At 55.1% G+C, this 18,294-nt stretch carries 13 protein-coding genes and 1 pseudogene; 13 read left to right on the plus strand and 1 reads right to left on the minus strand.

From position 1 onward, the window contains the following. The first annotated feature begins 237 nt into the window (after nucleotides 1–237). The 13 genes from VAE55_RS08820 to VAE55_RS08880 all read left to right on the plus strand — a co-directional run bounded on the left by VAE55_RS08820 (nucleotide 238) and on the right by VAE55_RS08880 (nucleotide 17,140). On the plus strand, nucleotides 238–1,686 hold the full coding sequence (locus VAE55_RS08820) for an FAD-binding oxidoreductase (RefSeq protein WP_322815419.1): 1,449 nt from the start codon (nucleotides 238–240) through the stop codon (nucleotides 1,684–1,686). Between the two features lie 5 nt (nucleotides 1,687–1,691). Further along, entirely contained in the window at nucleotides 1,692–2,972 is a 1,281-nt protein-coding gene (locus tag VAE55_RS08825; protein ID WP_322815420.1) for an FAD-binding oxidoreductase, read from the plus strand. A 29-nt stretch (nucleotides 2,973–3,001) separates the two neighbouring features. Further along, nucleotides 3,002–5,635: an FAD-binding oxidoreductase gene (locus tag VAE55_RS08830; RefSeq protein WP_322815421.1), complete on the plus strand. Its 2,634-nt coding sequence runs from the start codon at nucleotides 3,002–3,004 to the stop codon at nucleotides 5,633–5,635. A 19-nt stretch (nucleotides 5,636–5,654) separates the two neighbouring features. Further along, nucleotides 5,655–7,055 (plus strand): (Fe-S)-binding protein, encoded by a 1,401-nt coding sequence (locus VAE55_RS08835; RefSeq protein ID WP_322815422.1) that lies wholly within the window; start codon nucleotides 5,655–5,657, stop codon nucleotides 7,053–7,055. Nucleotides 7,056–7,437: 382 nt separating this feature from the next. After that, nucleotides 7,438–10,560, plus strand: coding sequence for a TAT-variant-translocated molybdopterin oxidoreductase (locus VAE55_RS08840; RefSeq protein ID WP_322815423.1), 3,123 nt, complete (start codon nucleotides 7,438–7,440; stop codon nucleotides 10,558–10,560). Nucleotides 10,561–10,610: 50 nt separating this feature from the next. Further along, a complete protein-coding gene (locus VAE55_RS08845) occupies nucleotides 10,611–11,216 on the plus strand; it encodes a cytochrome c (RefSeq protein WP_322815424.1) in 606 nt (201 codons plus the stop codon). 24 nt (nucleotides 11,217–11,240) lie between these two features. Next, on the plus strand, nucleotides 11,241–11,903 hold the full coding sequence (locus VAE55_RS08850) for a cytochrome c3 family protein (RefSeq protein ID WP_012258004.1): 663 nt from the start codon (nucleotides 11,241–11,243) through the stop codon (nucleotides 11,901–11,903). Between the two features lie 13 nt (nucleotides 11,904–11,916). Next, entirely contained in the window at nucleotides 11,917–12,321 is a 405-nt protein-coding gene (locus tag VAE55_RS08855) for a hypothetical protein (protein ID WP_322815425.1), read from the plus strand. A 33-nt stretch (nucleotides 12,322–12,354) separates the two neighbouring features. Next, a complete protein-coding gene (locus tag VAE55_RS08860) occupies nucleotides 12,355–13,194 on the plus strand; it encodes an SCO family protein (protein ID WP_322815426.1) in 840 nt (279 codons plus the stop codon). A 46-nt stretch (nucleotides 13,195–13,240) separates the two neighbouring features. After that, entirely contained in the window at nucleotides 13,241–14,233 is a 993-nt protein-coding gene (gene coxB, locus VAE55_RS08865) for a cytochrome c oxidase subunit II (RefSeq protein WP_322815427.1), read from the plus strand. Between the two features lie 3 nt (nucleotides 14,234–14,236). Further along, the gene (gene ctaD / locus VAE55_RS08870) at nucleotides 14,237–15,895 is read left to right on the plus strand and encodes a cytochrome c oxidase subunit I (protein WP_322815428.1); all 1,659 of its coding nucleotides are present in this window, start codon (nucleotides 14,237–14,239) and stop codon (nucleotides 15,893–15,895) included. A gap of 81 nt (nucleotides 15,896–15,976) precedes the next feature. Beyond that, nucleotides 15,977–16,765, plus strand: a complete 789-nt coding sequence (locus VAE55_RS08875; protein ID WP_322815429.1) for a cytochrome c oxidase subunit 3 — start codon at nucleotides 15,977–15,979, stop codon at nucleotides 16,763–16,765. A gap of 9 nt (nucleotides 16,766–16,774) precedes the next feature. Then, a complete protein-coding gene (locus VAE55_RS08880; RefSeq protein WP_322815430.1) occupies nucleotides 16,775–17,140 on the plus strand; it encodes a cytochrome C oxidase subunit IV family protein in 366 nt (121 codons plus the stop codon). 939 nt (nucleotides 17,141–18,079) lie between these two features. Here the strand turns inward: VAE55_RS08880 and VAE55_RS08885 are convergent. Then, nucleotides 18,080–18,294 (minus strand): annotated as a pseudogene (locus VAE55_RS08885) (IS701 family transposase); the annotation flags it as partial.

Here is an 18,294-nt window from a genome sequence, read left to right on the forward strand (position 1 = left end):
CATCTCCAGTGCTATCATGCACTGGAGATGGTTGTTAGAGCGCGACAGTACAGCGTTTTATGAAATAAGTTCTAGTATGTCAGCAGGAAAGAGGCAGGCTGGAACTTCCACGAACTATTGGCGATCTCTGGTGTCAGACCGCATTTATGGTATACTACATACATAACCAGTTACTTCTGAAAGTATTTCCTATTAAAATCCCACAGGGTGCGGCCCGGCTGGCCGCAGGAGTGCGGAATGAACCGTGCTGAACTAATCGCAGAGCTTGAGCGTATCCTCGGCCCACGCGGTGTCGTTGCTAGCCCTGATGCGTTGCTTACCTACGACGCCGATGGCTGTGTGATGGATACACACGAGCCGCACGTAGTGACCTTGCCAACCAGTGCCGAGCAGGTGGCGGCAATTGTCCGGCTAGCTGCGCGGGCTGGCATGCCGATTGTTCCCCGTGGCGCCGGTACTGGTCTGGCCGGTGGTGCTACACCAATGCAGGGTGGTATCGTTATCTCCACCGCTCGCATGGACAAGATTTTGCAGGTTGATACTGCCAATGGGCGCGTGCTCTGCCAGCCCGGTGTGATTAACTGGGAGTTGTCACAGTATCTGAAGCCGTTTGGCTATCAATTTGCTCCCGATCCCTCTTCCCAGAAAGCCTGTACGATTGGTGGGAATATTGCCAATAATTCGGGTGGCCCGCACTGTCTGAAATATGGGATTACCGCCAGCCATGTGCTGGCGGTACAGGTTGTGTTGCCCGATGGCTCGATTATCTGGACGGGTGATGGTAGTGCGTATACCCCTGGTTACGATCTGACCGGTGTAATCACCGGTTCGGAAGGTACTATCGGTTTTGTCACCGCTGCTTGGTTACGGCTCACCCGTCTGCCCGAAGCGGTACGAGTTGTGCTCGCTCTTTTCCCTGATATTGCCGGTGCCTCGAATACTGTTTCGCAGGTGATTGCCAGTGGTTTACTACCGGCAGCGCTCGAAATTATGGATCGCCTGGCGATTAAAGCAGTGAATGATATGTACCGGCTAGGTCTGCCCGAAGCAGCCGGTGCCGCGCTGCTCATTGAAGTGGATGGCGTCGAAGACGGTCTTGATGAGCTGTTGAACGATGTGACAGCGATCTGTTGGCGCAACGGTGCCATCGATGTGCGTCCGGCCCGTACTCTGGCTGAACAGAATCAGGTCTGGGCTGCGCGCAAGAATGCGTTTGGCGCGATGGGACGTCTCGCGCCAACCTATTATCTGGTTGATACGGTTGTGCCGCGCACTAAACTACCCCAAACCATGGACGAAGTGGGTCGCATTTCACGTGAATTCCGGCTGCCGATTGCCAATGTCTTTCATGCCGGTGATGGTAATCTCCATCCCATCATCCTCTTTGATCGCCGTGACCGCTCACAGAATCAACGTGCGCTGGAGGCAGCGACCAGTGTGATGCAGGTGAGTATTGATTTTGGCGGGGTGATCAGCGGCGAGCATGGGATTGGGGTCGAAAAGCAGGATTATATGACGCTGCTCTTCTCGACCGATGATCTAGCTGCGATGGCTGGCCTGCATCAGAGTTTCGATCCGCACGATTTGTTTAATCCCGGCAAGGTGTTTCCCAAGGGTCGTGGTTGTGGTGAACTGGCAGCGTTGCGACGTTCGGGTGTGGCCTGGAGCGCTTTGAAGTCGAGTTAACGCAGATGAATAACGGATCATTGCTTGCTGATCTGACAGCGCTGGTTGGTGAACAATACGTAGTTGATCATCCCACTGGGTACGCAATCTACGGTCAATCACCATTACTGTCGGTTGCTCCCGGCTCGCTTGAGGAATTAGCCCAGACAGTCGCTCACCTGGCAGCAGAGCGTGTGGCAATTGTGCCGTGGGGTGGTGGTACGCAGCAGATGTGGAGCCGTCCGCCTGCCCGTCCTTTTGCGGTTGTGATCACCAATCGTCTGAGCCGTATTCTGGACTATACGCCCGACGATCTGACCATTTCAGTAGAAGCCGGGATGACGCTGGGCGCACTCAGCACTGCGCTGGCGGCCAATGGCCAGATGTTGCCCATCGATGCGCCACTGCCTGAACGGGCGACAGTTGGTGGGTTGCTGGCTACAGCGATGGATGGCCCACGTCGGCTGGGGTACGGTTCGACGCGCGATCTGTTGATCGGGATTCGGGTTGTTGAAGCAACCGGTCGTATCTCGAAAGCCGGCGGGATGGTGGTCAAGAATGTCAGTGGCTTCGATATGATGAAGCTCTACCTCGGTAGCTTTGGGACGCTGGCAATTATCGCTTCCGCGAACTTCAAGCTGATCCCCCAACCGCGAGCGGCTGCCAGTATTCTATGCCGTGCCACAAGCCCCGAACCATTGTGGAAAGTGGTCAATGCTATTGCCGCCGGTCAACTGACACCGGTGGCGGTTGAATACCTTGAGGGCGTTGAACTGACCGGCGCGACGTTCGCGCTGGCCGTGCGTAGCGAGGGCTTACCGGCAGCAGTTGAACGTCACCTGCGCGATGTAACCTCATTCGCGACGCAGACTGGGGTTCGGGCTGACGTGTTGCTCGATGAGGCGCATAGCAGTTTCTGGACGGCGATCAACGATTTGCCGCAGACGGCAACGGTCGCGGAAGATGAGCTGGTTGTCCGCATTACCTGTTTACCCGCCACGATGCCGGGGGTTTTACGTACAGCGCGAACGGCGGCACAACGCTTGAATGTACCGTTCCAAGGAACAATCAGGGCTCTGAATGGGATTGCCTATCTGCGGGTACGTGGCGCTGTCGATCAGTTGCGCGAGTGGCATGCTGCCATCCTTCAAGCTGCCCCGCAGACAACAATCATGGCAGCGCCGGCAGCCCTCGTGGTTGAGGCGCCGGTGTTCGGCGCACAGCTCCCAAATCTTGATCTGATGCAGCGGATCAAGCAGGAATTCGATCCCGAACATCTCTTGAATCCCGGTCGTTTTGTGGTCTGATGACCCTGCAGGCAAAGGAGCAGTATACCGTGACCCCGGTTATCGTGCCGGATAAACTTGTTGCCGAGTTGCGAGCTGTCCTCGGCGCTGATGCCGTAGTAACTGCGCCAGAGGCATTGCTGACCTACGACTCCGACGGCAGCATGATTGTCTCTCATCCGCCACAGCTTGTGGTGCTACCGAAAGATGCCGGCCAGGTCGCAACTGCTGTGCGTCTGGCCGTCCGTGAAGGGTTGGCCGTGGTAGCACGTGGTGCCGGTACAGGTATTGCAGGCGGGGCTGTGCCTCTCTGTGGTGGTCTGCTGATCAGTACCGCTCGTATGACCAACATCACGACCGTTGATGTTCGTTCGCGGCTGGCCATTGTCCAGCCTGGTGTGGTAAACGCCGACTTGAATGCCCATCTGGCTCCCCTTGGCTATCAGTTTGTCCCCGATCCCTCATCGCAGCGTGCCAGTACGATTGGCGGCAATATTGCAACCAACGCCGGTGGTCCACATTGCCTGAAGTACGGGGTAACCAGCAATCACGTGATCGCCGTTGAGGTGGTTGATCATACCGGTCAGCGTTACTGGACGGGTGATGGGGTGATCGATTCCGTCGGGTACGACTTGACCGGTCTAATTGTCGGCAGTGAAGGAACGTTGGGGGTTGTCACGGCAGCGATTGTGCGGCTAACGCCACTCCCTGAAGCAGTACGTGTCGTGTTAGCCCTCTTTCCGACGGTTGTTGCTGCGGCGGCAGCAGTGAGCGCAGTGATTGCCTCTGGTTCGTTACCCACTTCGCTCGAAGTCATGGATCACAATGCGATCCGGGCAGTCAACAGTGCGTATCGCCTGGGATTACCTGAAACGAACGGTACAACAGCCCTAATTATTGAGGTTGATGGCGTTCAAGATGGACTCGATGACCAACTAGATCAGATTATTACCATCTGTCGCGATCATGGCGCTTTCGACCTCCGTCCGGCTCGTGATCCGGCGACACAGGCCAGAGTCTGGATGGCACGTAAATCGGTGGCGGGGGCGATTGGTCGGCTGGCACCGGCCTACTATCTGGTTGATACCGTAGTACCGCGTACCAGGCTACCGCTGATGATGGAGCACGTTGAACGTTTACGGGCCGAATACGGTATGGAAGTATGCAACGTCTTCCACGCCGGCGATGGTAATTTGCACCCACTGGTGCTGTACGATCCTCGCGATCCTGATCAACGTCAGCGCGCACATGCAATTGCTGCCGGAGTCCTCGAGTTGAGTATTGAGCACGGTGGTGTGGTCAGCGGTGAGCATGGGATCGGCCTAGAAAAGTGTGAATATCTGCCCCGTTTCTTCTCGCCGGCTGAATTGCAATTGCACGCCACGATTCATCAGGTCTTTAACCCGACCGGTTGCTTCAACCCGGCAAAAATCTTTCCATCCGATATCCCACCGGCTGATCTGGCCGCGGCTCGGGCGATGCGGCTGCAACAGCGTGATCCGGCGAGTGTGACGTCAGCACCTGTCCCTGGGTCATACATGGCACCAGCAACACCAGATGCTGCTGCCGAATTGCTGCGAGTCTGCCATCACGCCGGTCTTCCCGTTGTGCCAACCGGTGGTTGTACCGCACGATCACCCACCGCCGTGACCGTCTCGACGCAACACTGGCGTGGTGCGCTCGTCTACGAACCGAACGACCTGACCATCAAAGTTGCCGCTGGTACCACGCTGGCCGAATTGCAGAGCTTGCTTGCGCCACATCGTCAGATGCTTCCCCTCGATGTGGCCGATGCCCAGCAGAGCTTAGGCAGTCTGGTCGCTACTGCTGTTGATGGGCCACGACGCCTGGGCTATGGTTCGTTCCGTGATTGGGTATTGGCCCTCGATGTGATTGAACCTGATGGCACGCCGGTACGTCTCGGTGCGCAGGTGGTCAAGAATGTGACTGGCTACGATCTGGTAAAGCTCTACGTTGGCAGTGCTGGGACGCTTGGTCTGATTACAGCAGTAGCGCTGAAGGTATTTCCGCAACCACCGGCGAGTGCGACCTTGCTTGCTCATCTGACCACGCCAACCGCTGCCTGGGCATTGATCGACCATCTGGCGGCCAGTCGTCTCTTGCCGACAGCTGTTGAATATCTGGCTGATACGCAGGCCATCGTTGTTGCAGTGCGTGCCGAGGGTCATCCGGCAGCGGTTGAACGTCACATGCGTGAAGCGACTGCACTGGCTCACCGGCACGATGCGTCTGTGACTGTACTACGAGATGTTGAGGAGACAACGTTCTGGCAACAGACGGTTTCGCGCTATGCGCCAATCGCCAACGGCGTCTTGCTACGAGTGGGAGTCTGGCCGGCTCAAAGTGCAACTGCGATCCAGACTATCGAGCAGCGTGCTGCTCGGCACCAGGTTGCGATTGAGATAACGGCGCATGCGTTGTCCGGAATTATCTACATCCAAACAACCGGTGATGTCACTTCAATCGCTGCCTTTCACGCCGATCTGGTCGCTGCCTTCCCCCATACGCGCATACTGGCTGCGCCACCGGTGTTTGTTCCACAAGCTTCTGTATGGGGGCAGCCGCCAGCGGCTCTCAGCCGGATGCAGGCGCTCAAGGTAGCGATTGATCCGCACAACCACATGAATCCAGCGGCATTCTGGTTTAGCGATACTCGTGTATAAGCCAAGAGGAGAATCACCTGTGACTGTTACCCAATCTTCGCCATCATCGGTGCAGCCGATAATTCCACTCATCGGCTTTAGCACCAAAGATAAACCTAGTTCCGACATCATCAATACCTGCGTTCACTGCGGTTTGTGTCTGTCGTCGTGTCCCACGTACCGCGAAACCGGACTGGAAATGGCTTCGCCACGCGGTCGTATTTACCTGATGAAAGCAGTTGATGAAGGGCGCATCAGTCTCGCTAGTGACGTATTTCAAGAGCAGATGAGCCTCTGTCTGAATTGCCGGGCGTGCGAGGCAGTCTGCCCGTCGGGGGTGCAGTACGGCGCTATTCTCGAGGCCAGCCGAGCCCAGATCGAGCAGGCGCGAGCCGGCAAAGCCGGGCCACCGGCCACACCCGGTGCGCCTGAACCGAGGTTACCGCCGCGGCCCCTCTGGCAGCGTGCATTGCGCGGTGCTGTTTTCGGGCTACTGTTCAAGCGTATGGAGCTATTTCGCCTCTTCTCGACCATGATGCGCCTCTACCAGCGGAGCGGTGTCCAGTGGCTGGCCCGCAAGAGTGGTCTCCTCAAGCTGTTTGGTCTGGCCGATACCGAAGCAATGCTGCCTCCGATCAGCTCGCATTACAGCGTACCAAAGGGGCAGATTTTCCCCGCCGAGGGCGAACGCCGCTACAGTGTAGCCCTGCTTACCGGCTGCATTATGAGCACCGCATTTGCCCACGTGCACGAAGCAACGATTCGGGTACTGCGCAAGAACGGCTGTGAGGTTATTTTGCCGCCAGATCAGGGGTGTTGTGGGGCGCTACATACGCATGGAGGCGATCTCGACGGTGGTCGTGAGCTGGCTCGGCGCAATATTGCAGCGTTTGAAGGGTTGGGCGTCGATGCGATTATCGTCAATGCTGCCGGCTGCGGTAGCACACTCAAAGAGTATGGGCATCTCTTGCACGACGATCCAGCGTGGCGTGAACGTGCCGAACAGTTCAGCGCTAAAGTGAAAGATGTTCACGAATTTCTTGCCGGTATCGACTTCAATCGCAGCGCCTTGGGTCGGCTCAACATTACCGTCACCTATCAGGAGCCGTGCCACCTGGTGCATGCCCAACGAATCAGTGCGCAGCCACGTGTGTTGCTCACAGCAATTCCCGGCTTGACCCTGAAAGAGATGCCAGAGTCATCATTGTGTTGTGGAAGTGCCGGTATCTATAATGTCACCCAGCCCGAAATGGCAATGAGCCTGGGTGCTCGCAAAATCGACAACGCGCTCACGACTGGTGCCGAGATTATTGCCACCGCCAATCCCGGCTGTGCTCTCCAACTAGCGGGTGAACTGCGCCGTCGGGGTAAAGATGTCCAGGTGCGGTATATTATCGAATTGCTTGATGAATCGTATCGAGTATTTGCAGCCTCGGCCTAACAATAGCTATCAGTGATTTCTTACAACCCTGTGCAGTCATTGTAATGATAGATGACCTGCACAGGGCTTGTTCATGTTGCGCATTTTCCGCAAAGTATGCTACTATAATTGCACTAACAGGCACAAAGATCGCGCCGCAGCCGGTCACGATGCCGGCATTTTATTGGCTACGACCATCGTCAGTTCTGTAGCAACTATCAAGACTAGAAAGAATTGAGATTTCCGCTATTCCTAGCAGATACAACACCTGGATGCAAAAGGTATGAAGCATACAGCATTGACAGCGTAGTTTTCTGTTATAATCGGAAGTGATTGAATGTGCCTGAATTCACAAGTTTGAGAGCGGAATAGGACTCGCTACGTATCTAGTCTGGCCACGCACATGAGTGAGATGAACCTTCACCCTGCCGCGCCCGAGGTCGAGGCCGTTCGTGCCCAACTACAGCAGGCGCGTGGCAAACAGTTTTGGCGTTCACTCGATCAACTGGTCGATACGCCAGCATTTCGAGAGCTGGTTGCTCGTGAATTTCCGCAAGGAGCGAGTGAACTGGCCGATCCGGTTTCTCGTCGGACATTCCTCAAGCTGATGGGGGCGTCGCTGGCGCTTGCCGGCCTCTCTGGCTGTACCTTTGCGATCAAACAGCCGCAAGAACAGGTTGCTCCCTTTGCCCGTGCACCGCGTGATCAAATTCCCGGTGTTCCAAACTACTACGCGACCGCTGTGATGCTCGACGGGTTTGCCCTTGGTGTGACGGTCAAGAGCCATGAAGGACGTCCAACCAAAATCGAAGGTAACCCTGTGCATCCGGCTAGCCTTGGTGCAACCGATGTGTTTGCGCAGGCTGAGTTGCTGGCATTGTACGATCCTGATCGGCCTAAGATAGTGCGCCGCAATGGTTTGCTCAGCACCTGGGAGACGTTCGTCGGTGCGCTTACCGAGACCTTGCAGGTGCAGCGTGCGTTACAGGGACAGGGTCTGCGGCTATTGACCCCGACGATCACTTCGCCGACGCTCCGTGCCCAGATCAACGAGCTGCTGACCAATTTCCCAGCGGCGCGCTGGATTCAGTACGATCCAGTTGGCCGCAGCAATACCTATGCCGGTACCAGGCTGGCGTTTGGGTCGCCGTATGAGCCGCGCTATAACTTTGCCGAAGCCGATATAGTGCTGGTGCTGGACGCCGATTTTGTCAGCGAAGGTCCTGGTCGTGTGCGCTACGCTCGCGATCTGATGCAACGGCGACGAGTGCGGGCAGAGACCTCTACGATGAGTCGGCTGTACGTCGCTGAACCGGTCTTCTCACCGACCGGTGCGATTGCCGATCATCGCCTGGCAGTACCTGCCGGTATGGTTGGCCAACTGGCGGCCGCTATCGCGACTCAGTTGGGCGTAACCGCAGTTGCGCCGGCGACCGGTTTGAACGAAGCGCAGCAGCAGTGGGTTGCTGCTGTGGTGGCCGATCTGCGCCGGGCCGGAAATCGTGCGGTGGTGGTGGTTGGCGAAGCACAGCCACCGGTTGTGCACGCGATTGCCCACGCCATCAATCTTCAGCTCGGTGCCGTTGGTACGACGGTGGAGTACACCGAGCCGGTAGCTCAGCCAAGTGATCCGCAGGACCTGGTAACTCTGGTCAACGATCTGCGTGCTGGGAGTGTCGAGTTGTTGGTGATCATTGACAGCAACCCTGCCTTTACCGCGCCGGCAGATCTGGGTTTTGCTGAGGCAATGCGCCAGGCTAAACAAGTCGTGGTGCTGAATCCCTACGAAGATGAGACGGCAGAGCTGGCGACCTGGTTTATTCCGCTGACCCATCCCCTCGAGTCATGGTCGGATGCCCGTGCCTACGATGGTACAGCAAGCATCGTTCAGCCACTGATCCGGCCATTGTACAGTTCGCGCTCGGCACACGAGCTGCTGGCAGTGTTGAATGGTACCATCGGGGCAACCGATTACGATATTGTGCGGTCTTACTGGCAACAGCAGACCGGCCTTGAAGATGAGGCTTTCGACGATTTCTTCAAGCGTGCCTTGAGCACAGGAGTGATCGAAGGCTCACGCTTTGCCCCCGTGCAGGTTGCGCTGGTGAGTGGCCTGCGTTTGGAAGCGCCGACACCTTCAACAGGGCTTGAGCTGATCTTCCGCCCCGATCCGGCGATTTGGGATGGTCGCTTCGCCAACAATGGCTGGCTTCAAGAGTTGCCACGTCCAATGACGAAGCTGACCTGGGACAATGCAGCCCTTGTTAGTCCACGAACTGCGATCCGCTTGCTCAATCTACCTTTCGATCCAGCCAGTCTAGCCGCGCCAGGGCGGGCACGTGAGCAGGCGCTAGAACGTTTGGCTGGTGAAAATGGTCGTATGATCGACGTGACAACACCGGTTGGTACGCTGCGGCTCCCGATCTGGATTGTGCCGGGCCATGCCGATGACACGATCACGGTAACTCTTGGGTATGGCCGTGAGCAGGGTGGTCAGGTAGCTGCCGGAGCCGGGTTTAATACCTATCGCCTGCGTGTGAGTGCTACCCCCTGGCTGATCAGTGGTGTGAGTGCAACAGCGACCAATGAACGCTACCTGCTGGTCAGCACCCAGGATCACTGGACGCTCGAAGGGCGCGATGTGGTACGTGCCGGTGAATTTGCCCGCTTTAAGGAAGACCCGAAATATATTGCCAAAGAGGTCTACACCGAAAAGTACGGTTCACCCGAGCAGAAGCCAAAGTATCAGTCGTTGATGCCCGGATCACTCCCCGGCTACGACTACAGCGTTGGTCATCAGTGGGGCATGGTTATCGACCTGTCGGCGTGTATCGGCTGTAATGCCTGTGTGATTGCCTGTCAGGCCGAAAACAATATCCCGATTGTCGGTAAGGATCAGGTCGCGCGTGGTCGTGAAATGCACTGGATCAGGATTGATCGCTACTATGCCGGCGAAGATCTTGATAATCCAGAAGCTTACTTGATGCCGATGACCTGTGCGCACTGCGAGCAAGCTCCATGTGAGCTGGTTTGCCCGGTCGCAGCGACTGTTCACGATGCCGAGGGCATCAACAACATGGTCTACAACCGCTGTGTTGGTACGAAGTACTGCTCGAACAACTGCCCCTTCAAAGTGCGTCGGTTCAACTTCTTGCAGTACAGCGACCTGACCAGTGAAAGCCTGAAGCTGATGCGCAATCCAGACGTGACTGTCCGTAATCGGGGGGTGATGGAGAAGTGCAGTTACTGTGTGCAGCGGATCAGTGCTGCGCGCATCAGGGCGAAGGTCGAAGGTAATCGGCCAATCCGTGATGGTGAGGTTGTCACCGCCTGTCAGCAGGTTTGCCCAACTCAGGCGATTGTTTTCGGTAACATTAACGATCCGAATAGTCAGGTAGCTCAGATCAAGCAGCAGCCACACAACTATACCGTCTTCGATGAGCTGAATCTTAAGCCACGCACGAGCTATCTGGCACGGGTGCGTAATCCTGGCGAAGCACTCGATGGTGGGGGTCATGCAGGGTAGCAGCAAGCTGGTCAGCGTATCTGACCAGCACTAGAAGCGAGCATTGGCGTATGGTGTACTCTGTTCGTAAATCAATCCTGAGCCGGCTGGTACGGCTGGCATGGCTGCCACTCTGCTTTCTGTTGGTGGCGTGTCACGTTGATATGTATGACCAGCCCAAGTACAAGCCAAACGATGTCAGCACCTTCTTTCCTGATGGCCGGGCGATGCAGCCGCCGCCGGCCAATACAGTACCGCTCAACAGTTATAATCCCGAGTCACCTCTAATGACCGGACGTATCGAAGGGCAATTGGCCGATCAATTGCCACCAGAGCTTAAGCTTGATGCTGCCCTGCTTGCGCATGGTCAATCACGCTACAATGCCTTCTGCGCTCCGTGTCATGGTCTAGTCGGTGATGGTCAAGGGGTGATTGCCTATCGTGGGCCGATGACAGTGCCAAGTCTGCATCAAGATCGACTACGTACCGTGCAGATAGGCTATTTCTTCGACGTGATCACCAACGGCGTCGGCAGAATGTATAGCTATGCTTCACGTATTCCACCTGAAGATCGTTGGGCAATTGCAGCTTATGTGCGTGCGCTGCAATTAAGCCAGAATGCCGATGTTGCGCTGTTAAGTGAGGCTGAGCTAGAGCAAGTAAGAGCCGGCCGCTAGGCTAGAGAGCGAGAGACGTAACGTATGTCTGCTCAAATCTTTCCGCGTAATGCAAATGCGATCTTTTTGGCCAGTCTCTTCGGCCTGGTGCTGTTGGTGATCGGAATCATCGCGGCGATGGTCGGCTTCTACCTCTCTCCATGGTATACTGATGTAGGAGTTGCCAAAGCCCAGCCGGTTCCCTTCAGTCACAAACACCACGTTAGCGAACTGAAGATCGATTGTCGCTATTGTCACGCAACCGTTGAAAAGGCTGCCACGGCTGGTTTTCCAGCGACAGAAACCTGTATGTCGTGCCACTCGCAGGTCTGGACAACTAGCCCCTTGCTGCAGGTGGTGCGAGATAGTTATCAAACTGGCGAGCCGGTTGTCTGGAACCGAATCTATGACCTGCCCGATTTTGTCTACTTCAACCACTCGGTACACGTTGCCAAAGGTATTGGTTGTAGCTCGTGCCACGGCCGGATCGATCAACAACAGTTGGCAGCTAAAGCCCAACCGCTTTACATGGGTTGGTGTCTCGGGTGTCACCGGGCACCGGAAGACTACATTCGCCCCCGCGAAGAGGTCTTCAATATGGAGTGGGATGTGAATGCGCTGTCACTGGCCGAACGGCAACAACTGGTGATCGAGTATCAGATTCCCACCGATGGCCGTCTCACCAACTGTTTCGTGTGCCATCGCTAGAGGAGATTGTCCTATGAGTCACGCTCATGCCCATAGTGAAGGTCCTTCCGCCGAGAGTCTGGCGCTGAATCACGAAGTAAGTGATGCTCGTTCACAGCCGATAGTTTGGGGCGTGGTGATAGTTGGCGTCGTATTATTGCTGGCTTTTGGCTTGATGGCAGGATTTCTGGCGATCACAGCTGGTTCGTTGACCGATGCTAGCAATACTCTCTCCAATAGTGAGGTGTCGCAGATGCAGATACCACCGGCGCCACGTCTTGAACAAAATCCGCGCATTGATGGTGATCGGATTATCACCGAGGCTACCGAGCGCCTGGAGAGTTATGGCTGGGTGAATGAACGGGCCGGTCGTGCGCATATTCCTATCGAGCGGGCAATGGAACTAATTCTAGAACACGGCTTGGACGCCGTCAAGTAGCCGGTATCAACCACTAGATCGTGAGATGTTGTCATGAAGTGCCGGACGTTAATCACGCTGATTGGCTGGTTCGCCATCTTGTTGCTGGCACCCGCAGTGGTGTCAGCGCAAGGTGGCCGCCCAAATCCGGCTGATAATGTCGCTTTCGAGCAGCGTATGGGCGAACAGGTGCCGCTCGATGCCGTCTTTATCGATGAGCAAGGGGAGCAGGTTCGCCTAGGGCAGTTCTTCACCTCCGGTCAGCCGGTCGTGTTGGTGATGAATTACTACGAGTGTCCAATGCTCTGTTCGTTTGTACGCGAAGGGGTGCTGGCGGCACTGCAACAGGTAACGCTTACCGCCGGACGTAATTTTCAGGTGATCAATATCAGTATTGATCCGCTTGAGACGCCAATGATGGCGGCGAATGTGAAAACATTGACGTTGCAACGCTATGCCCGGCCCGGTGCCGAACAGGGATGGCATTTTCTAACCGGGAGTGAGGAGCAGATCCGGCGTGTCGCTGATGCCATTGGTTTTAGGTATTTCTATGATGAAACCATCGATCAGTACGCGCACGCGGCCGGATTTGTTGTTCTGACCCCAGAAGGTAAAACAGCTCGTTACTTCTTTGGTATTGAGTTTAATCCCTCTGATGTGCGACTTGGGATTGTTGAGGCATCGTCTGGTAAGGTCGGTAGTGTGATTGATCAGATTTTGCTACTGTGCTACCAATACAATCCGGTTACCGGTAGTTATACTCCGGCGATTATGACAATCCTTCGGATTGCCGGCGTCCTGACGGTGATCGGGATTATTACACTGATTGTGACGTTGAGTCGTTCAACACCCGGTGGTAATTTGCCGCCACCACGCGAATCGGTGCCGGCTTAGTGGTAGTTGCGACTGGGGCGGCAATGCCCCCGGACAGGACGAAGGTATGCGCGATTTTCCGTTATTTCCCGATCAGGCATCAACTTTTGCAGGCCAGGTTGATCAGCTCTACTTCTTTCTGGTGGCCCTGAGCCTCATTTTTGCTGGGGTGTTACCGTTTGTCATTCTTTACTTGATCGTTCGTTATCACCGTAGTCAGAAGGTTGATCGGCGTAATCCGGTAGACTCCAATCTTAAATTGGAGTTGACCTGGACGATAATTCCGTTAATACTGGTCATGCTGGTCTTCTTCTGGGGTGCGTTTTTGTACGTACAGATACGAACTCCACCAGTGCGCACTCTGGATGTCTATGTGATCGGCAAGCAATGGATGTGGCATGTGCAGCATCCGAACGGTAAGCGTGAGAATAATGAGCTGCACGTTCCAATTGGCCAGCCTGTGAAGCTGATAATGACATCACAAGATGTGATTCATAGCTTCTACATTCCGGCGTTCCGTGTAAAGCAAGATGTGTTACCAGGTCGCTATACGGTTATGTGGTTCGAGGCGACCAAACCCGGCGAGTATCATCTGTTCTGCGCCGAGTACTGCGGCACTGAACATTCGCTGATGATTGGTCGGGTTGTTGCCCTGCCATTGGCCGATTATGAACGCTGGCTGGCAACCCCGGGGCCGGTGGTGTTACCCGATGGTTCGATTGATACGGGCCAGCCAACGATAACTGCAAATCTCGGTGATTCAATGGCTGCGGCTGGGTCCCGTCTCTTCACGAGCCTGGGTTGTGCCGGCTGCCACGCGATGGCCGGTGGTGGCGTTGGACCGAGCTTGCAAGGGCTATATGGGGCAACTGAACAGATGACTGATGGATCGACGGTTACAGCTGACGAAAACTACCTTCGCGAGTCGATCCTTAATCCAAATGCAAAGGTAGTAGCTGGTTATCCGCCGGTCATGCCGTCATATCAGGGGCAGATCAGCGAGGATCAGCTTAACCAACTGATTGCGTACATTAAGTCACTCGCCGACACGGGGAATTAGCCTATGAGCACGCTTTCTCTTCCACAGACGAGCTATGTCCACGATCATTCGCGAACGTTTATTGATTGGCTTAAGTCATGGTTGCTAACGGTTGATCATAAGCGGATCGCAATTCTTTACCTGTTGGCGATTAACTTCTTCTTCCTTCTTGGTGGCCTGGCTGCTACCGTGGTACGGATTGAGTTAATCACCCCACAGGGCGATCTGATGTCGTCGGATGTCTATAACCGGGCTTTCACGCTGCACGGCGTGATCATGGTCTTCTTCTTCCTAATTCCGTCGATCCCAGCAGTGCTGGGTAATTTCCTGGTACCGTTGATGATCGGTGCCCGTGACCTAGCATTCCCACGGTTGAATCTGTTGAGTTGGTATCTTTACATGATTGGTGGTGTTTTTGCACTGATCGCAGCCGTCTTCGGTGGTGTTGATACCGGCTGGACGTTCTACACGCCGTTCAGCTCAACCTATTCCAACTCGAACGTGGTGATGACGATTACCGGTGCGTTTATTATGGGTTTCTCATCCATCTTGACCGGTCTTAATTTCATCGTCACCATCCACAAAATGCGGGCACCCGGCCTGACCTGGTTCCGTCTGCCACTCTTCATCTGGGCAAACTACGCAACCAGTATTATTCAGATCCTGGCAACACCGGTATTGGGTATCGCTCTGCTGCTGGTGATTGTTGAGCGGGTTTGGGGTATCGGCATTTACGATCCGGCGTTGGGCGGTGATCCGCTCCTGTTCCAGCACCTCTTCTGGTTCTACTCGCATCCAGCGGTCTACATCATGATTTTGCCGGCAATGGGTGTGATTAGCGAACTGATCAGTACCTTCTCGCGCAAGCGTATATTTGGCTACGAGTTTATTGCCTTTTCGAGCATTGCCATTGCTATCCTGGGCTTTCTGGTCTGGGGGCACCACATGTTCGTGAGCAGCCAGTCGGTGTACGCGGGTTTGATCTTCTCGTTTATCACTATGCTGGTTGCAATCCCATCGGCGATTAAGGTCTTTAACTGGACGGCGACGCTTTACAAAGGTTCGATTAGCTATCGTACACCGATGTTGTACGCGCTCGGTTTTATCGGTCTATTCGTGATTGGTGGTCTGACTGGTATCTTTCTTGGTGTGGTAGCGGTTGACCTGCACGTGACCGATACCTACTTTGTGGTAGCCCACTTTCATTATGTGATGGTGGGTGGTACGATTATGGCCTATCTGGGAGGTATTCATTTCTGGTGGCCGAAGATGACCGGTCGCATGTACAACGAGACCTGGGGTAGCATTGCGGCACTGATCATCTTCGTTGGCTTTAATATGACCTTCTTCCCCCAGTTTATTCTCGGCTACCTGGGTATGCCCCGGCGCTATCACGTCTATCCGCCGGAGTTCCAGGTTTTGCACGTGATGAGCACGGCTGGTGCCAGCATTCTGGCGATTGGCTTCATCGTGCCGCTTATCTATCTGGGTATCTCGCTGTGGAAGGGGCGGATTGCCGGTGACAACCCGTGGGGAGCGACCGGTCTGGAATGGAAAACATCGTCGCCGCCACCTACCTATAACTTTGACAAGACGCCGATTGTGACCGAAGAGGCGTATGCGTATCCGCCGGAAGCTGCCGAGCGCGATGCAGCGTCCTGGCGACCGGGTTCACCTCTATAAGGTTGAGGGTGCTGGTAGCCCGAATACCAGATATGAGATTGTCGGTAGTGGCGTTGATAGGTAAAGACAGAGGAGAGAGCGTTGGCAACGATCACTCACGAAGAGGCACATGCCCATACGCACGGCCCTGAACTGCAACATCAGTTCGAGACGCCGGAACAGCAGAAAGAGGCGGCAACGCTAGGCATGTGGGCCTTCCTGGTTACCGAAATTATGCTCTTCGGTGGTATCTTCATGGCCTACATTGTCTACCGATGGGCTTTTCCCGAGGCTTGGGAAGAGTCGGCGGCACTGCTGAATACACCGCTGGCCACGGTCAATACGGTGGTACTGCTGGTTAGCTCGTTGACCGTGGCACTGGCGGTTAATGCTGCTGAGGAAGGCAACAAGCAGCGGTTGTTGACCATGCTGGTTTTGACGATGCTGCTTGGGGTGACCTTCCTGGTAATTAAGGGCTATGAGTATAGCGAGAAGTTTGCGCACTGTGCCGGTGCGAAAGACCCGATCAGTTGGATTACTGGTACCAATTTGCACGAGAGTCATGAATGTCTGGTACCAGGACGTGGCTTCCTGTTTCCTGCGGAGCACGGCACGACGGGTGCTACTCATGGGACGAGTGCCGGTCATGGGGCTGCCACCGGTCTGATGCAATCCGGTCATCAACTGTTCTTCTTTCTCTATTTCTGTGCGACCGGTCTGCATGCCATCCACATGCTGATCGGTCTGGGAGTGATGGGGACGATCACGGCAATGGCACTCCGTGATCGGTTCTCACCAACCTACTTTACGCCGGTTGAGATTGGAGGTCTTTACTGGCACCTGATTGACATTATCTGGGTATTTCTCTTCCCACTCTTCTATCTAGTTTAGGAGGGCGCGATGGCCGAGCGACATGAACATCAACATGCTCACCACCACGGCGCTGGGCATGCCCATATCTCGCGGGGGACCTATTATCGGGTCTTCGCAGCGCTGATGGTACTTATGGTGCTGACCGTCGCTGCTTGGTGGGTGGAGAAAAACCTGATCCATATTCCGGGCTGGCTGGCAGTGACGATTGCAATGAGCATTGCGATAGCAAAAACGGTCTTGATTATCGTTTACTTTATGCATGTGAAGGTGAGCAGCCGGATTACTCAGGTCTACGCTGCCGGTGCATTTGTCTGGCTGATTATTCTATTTGTGATTACTATGGGCGATTACGTTGCTCGTGGCTGGCCACCGCAAGCTGGGCCGTTACCGTAACGCTTCCCGGATGTGGTGGGTGAGGGCCGGTCAGAAAATGACCGGCCCTTTTGTTATTGGTGCATGTCGATATAGGACGTGTTAAATCTGATATCCCAGGTTGCTACCTTTGTCACCACAGAGACACAGCGGGTACAGAGGATGTGGATAACTCGGATTGTTTCCGTGAGGCGTGATGTAGCACGTTCATAGGAACTGATTGCTCCCTACATCGTTATGCGGTAAGCCATACGGTGTTGAGGGAAACGTCGTGCAGTTCGTCCTGAAAGTCATCCTCCATGGTCTGCTTACAGTATATGTGGCAACTTGAGTTCAATCTGATACGGGAACATGCAATATCCATCGAACGAAGTAGGGGCGGGTTCTGAACCCGCCCCTACCATCATCCACAAATGTCAAGGGTTATATCGAAGATACAATCCACTACGTGGCACGCGATCCAGGGCATACCCTTTTGGCATCCCCTCGTTCGCCGCATCTCTTGTGATGACCACCACTGGGTGCGGATGGTGCCATTACTGACGGTATAGCTGCGTTCTTCTACTTACCTCGCATCCATCCGGGTTATGCCGGTAATTCCCATGGATCGTCGCAGTGGGATGGATAGTTACGGATCGTGGCATATCCGGTGATAGGCAGTGCTACCTATGATCGTTCACTATGTGCGATGAACGCACATCACTCGTCGATGCACAACATGTCTGCCCGTAGGATTTACAAATACTGCGGCACACCTGGCGTACTCATCTGGCGGCGCAATGAGAACGACTACATCATCCGTAGCCAGGCATCCCCAAATCGCATTCGCGACGACATCGTCAACTATCCATACGTGATGGCAATATGATCAGCAACATGCAACGTCCATCAAAGTAGGGGCGGGTTCTGAACCCGCCCCTACCATCACCCACAAACGTCAAGGGTTATATCGAACAGAAGTTACGCAGTTGAGAGCTGGGTAGAGCATGGATGGGCCAAGGAGGCCCGTATTGCCTCACGGACAATGGCGGCTTTGGCCGCACCCCACAACGTGCCTGTCCACAACCGGTGACATGCCAGGCGGAGGAAGGCCCGCAGCGCCAGACCGATAGGATTCCGCTGGGCACGAGCGGCGCGGTGCTGGGCGCGTTCGATGCCGCAGTCCTGCGTGATAC

Source organism: Chloroflexus sp. (assembly GCF_034432675.1).
Classification (GTDB): domain Bacteria; phylum Chloroflexota; class Chloroflexia; order Chloroflexales; family Chloroflexaceae; genus Chloroflexus.